The sequence below is a fragment of the Streptomyces sp. NPDC127084 genome, assembly GCF_042724175.1.
In the GTDB taxonomy this organism is placed as follows: Bacteria; Actinomycetota; Actinomycetes; order Streptomycetales; family Streptomycetaceae; genus Streptomyces.
In genome coordinates, this window is sequence record NZ_JBHXFA010000318.1 from 1 (window position 1) to 2,745 (window position 2,745).

Below are 2,745 nucleotides of genomic sequence, written 5' to 3' on the forward strand. Positions count from 1 at the left end.
AGGTCGAAGCCATCCTGGAGCACATCGAGACCCGCGAGCGAGAACTGGCCGACCAAGCCGGGGAATTCCGGGCCCGCATCGAGAAACTCACCCGGCAGCTCGGCGAGATCGACGCGGAAAGCGAGAACCTGCGCATCACCCGCAAGACCCTCCTCACCCTCCCGCTGCCCTCACCCGCCACCGAGCCAGAGCGTCCCGACATCCCCGACCACCCCGCCTACCAGCAGATCCTCACCGCCCTGGCCAACGCGGGCCAGCCGATGCGCGCCCGCGACCTCTGCCAGGCCCTCGACCTGCCGATCCTCCCGAAGAACACCGAAGGCATCCGCTCCAAACTGAAACGCCTGGTCAGCCGGGGCATCCTCATCGAACCCGAACCCGGCTTGTTCGCCCGCCCCGACGCCTGAGGACCAGCCTCACTCCGTGGCCAGCGGTTCTTCCCCAACCCCAGCCACGAAACGGACAAGAGCTCACGTTCCGCACTCTCAACGCCGAAGCTGAGCGACACGCTGTTCGCCGTGCTGGAAGTAGAGCTGGCCAAGGGCGCCGTGGCGCACGGCTGGCCGGACCAGACCTGGGCCCTGGCCCGGATCAAGACGCTCATCGGGCGGTGGTTCCACAAGTCGTTCACGCTCTCGGGGATCTCGCAGATGCTGCGATGCCACGGCTGGAGCCACCAGGTCCCCGCGAGGCGCGCGGTCGAGCGAGACGAGGCAGTCATAGCCGGGTGGGTGAAGGAGACCTGGCCGTCCGCGGAAGCACCGCGGCGGCGCTCGACGCCTACCTCGTCTTCGAGGACGAGGCCGGCTTCTCGATGACGCCGCCCACCGCCCGTACCTGGTCCCACCGCAGCAACACCCCGATCGTCCGCGTCCGCGGGCGCTCCCAGCGGCGAATCTCCATCGCCGCCCTGGCCTGCTACAAAACAGGCGAGCGCTCACGGCTGATCTACCGGCCGATCGTCCATGCGGACCACAAGGCCGGCGGCCGCCGAAGCTTCGCCTGGACGGACTATCGCGATCTGCTGGTAGCAGCCCACCAGCAACTCGGCCAGCCGATCGTCCTGGTCTGGGACAATCTCCATGTTCATCGCGACCGCCGATTACGCGAGTTCATCGATGCCCACGACTGGATCACCGTCCACTACCTGCCGCCCTATGCACCACAGCTCAACCCGGTCGAGGGCATCTGGTCCCTCCTGCGAAGGTGCTGCCAGGCCAACACCGCCTTCACCGACCCCACCCACCTGATGCGCACCCTGAGACGGGGCCTTCGCCAGGTCCAATACCGGCCCGACCTCATCGACGGATGCCTCGCCGGCACTGGGCTCACTTCGACGACATCACACCTCAAACGTCAGGTGGCAGGGATCCTGGGCGGCCGCTCCTCCCTACTACGCACAAGCGGGCAGCCGTGCCCAGTGGGTTGTACATCCCTTGTAGGAATGGATTCCATGGGCGTGGGCGAGAGCATCCACGATGGTCAGACCCCGCCCATGCTCACCGAGGGCACAAGATGATGTCCAGGCGCCCTCCGCTGAAGCAGGACCACCGTCCGCCATCCCCACCCACACGCGCCTGCCAGTGCGCTCGCGAAGCACATGCAGGGTCAGAGGAGGACGAGCGTGTTCCACGGCGTTGGTCACCAGCTCGGATACCACCAGCACTATCGAAGAAGCTGCGTCGTCGCGAACCTGCCATTTACGAAGCAGCGCCTCAACGAGTTGACGAGCGTGGCGTACTGCTTCTGGCCGGTGGGCGATCGGGAACGAAACGCATTCGGAAAGCAGCGGTATGCCCGCCATGGAGGTCGCGTCGTGTTCTTCGTGGGCCCTGCTGGCGCTACTGGGTGACGGCACTGCTTGGGCGGCTCGTGGGGGAGACAGCGAGAGTTCCATGATCCTTGTCCCTACTGACCTGTAAGGGATCCGTTAAGGAAAATCTCCCTAAAAACCCATGTATGCAGAAGGGGGAAGATACGTATTCCACTACGCAGTCGGACTACGTCTTCCCCGGGGCTGGGGGTACGCTCCACCCGTCGTCCTTGCAGCATCGCTGCATGTCGCGAGGCCTTTCCACGTGATTGCGCGGCAGACGGCCCCGGCACCCCGCAACCGGTTCGGCCGACCCAAGGAGCGGGCTCTGCCACTATCTGCGGGCAGCGATCTGAGTGAGACGACACCCTGGGGGTCAGGGGTGTTTTACCCCCAGCCACCCGACCGCTGGCCACTTTGAAAAAGCTCACGGTCTGTCCTTGTTCAGGCTGGAAGGGGCACCTGCCAGATCAACCGGGTACCGCCGCTCTCCGGGCTCTGAATGACCAAGTGTCCCCCCAGGACTTCGGCGCGCTCGGCCAGATTGTTCAGGCCGCTGCGTCGCTCTTCTTTCGGGATGCCCCAGCCGTCGTCTTGGACCGTTAGCGTCACCGAGCCGGCGGCCGCCACCAGGGAGATGGCGCAGCTTTGAGCATGGGCATGGCGGGTGAGGTTGGATAGCGACTCCTGAAGCACGGCGAGTACCTCGACGGCGACCTTGTCCGGTAGCGCCGTGTCAATCAGGCCTTCCATCCGTACCGAGGGAAGGAACGCCGGCGGAGGCTGAAGATCGAAGCGCGAATGATCTTGCTCATGTCGTCTAGGTCGTCGACTACTTTCAGTGAGCCTCTTTCATCCTGTGCTGGAGGGTGAAATGGGCTGGTCAGCGGGTGTGGTGACGAGGCAGGGCCCCTCGTCGTTGGCGTGGTGAT

3 protein-coding genes and 2 pseudogenes are annotated in these 2,745 nt (G+C 65.1%); 3 read left to right on the plus strand and 2 right to left on the minus strand.

The window, feature by feature from the left end; translation table 11 throughout:
- The 3 genes and pseudogenes from ACFWI9_RS33725 to ACFWI9_RS33735 all read left to right on the plus strand — a co-directional run.
- Positions 1 to 407, plus strand: a 407-nt coding sequence (locus ACFWI9_RS33725; RefSeq protein WP_387168974.1) for a hypothetical protein, incomplete at its 5' end; no start/stop codon positions are given.
- 78 nt (positions 408 to 485) lie between these two features.
- A pseudogene (locus tag ACFWI9_RS33730) lies at positions 486 to 818 on the plus strand (winged helix-turn-helix domain-containing protein); the annotation flags it as partial.
- Positions 815 to 1,333 (plus strand): annotated as a pseudogene (locus tag ACFWI9_RS33735) (transposase); the annotation flags it as partial. The pseudogenes ACFWI9_RS33730 and ACFWI9_RS33735, both read left to right, overlap by 4 nt.
- Positions 1,334 to 1,393: 60 nt before the next feature.
- On the opposite strand, the gene ACFWI9_RS33740 reads toward ACFWI9_RS33735, so the two are convergent.
- Both ACFWI9_RS33740 and ACFWI9_RS33745 read right to left on the minus strand, forming a co-directional pair.
- Positions 1,394 to 1,897, minus strand: coding sequence for an ATP-binding protein (locus tag ACFWI9_RS33740; RefSeq protein WP_387168977.1), 504 nt, complete (start codon positions 1,895 to 1,897; stop codon positions 1,394 to 1,396).
- Between the two features lie 360 nt (positions 1,898 to 2,257).
- A complete protein-coding gene (locus ACFWI9_RS33745) occupies positions 2,258 to 2,566 on the minus strand; it encodes a sensor histidine kinase (protein WP_387168980.1) in 309 nt (102 codons plus the stop codon).
- Positions 2,567 to 2,745: the final 179 nt, after the last annotated feature.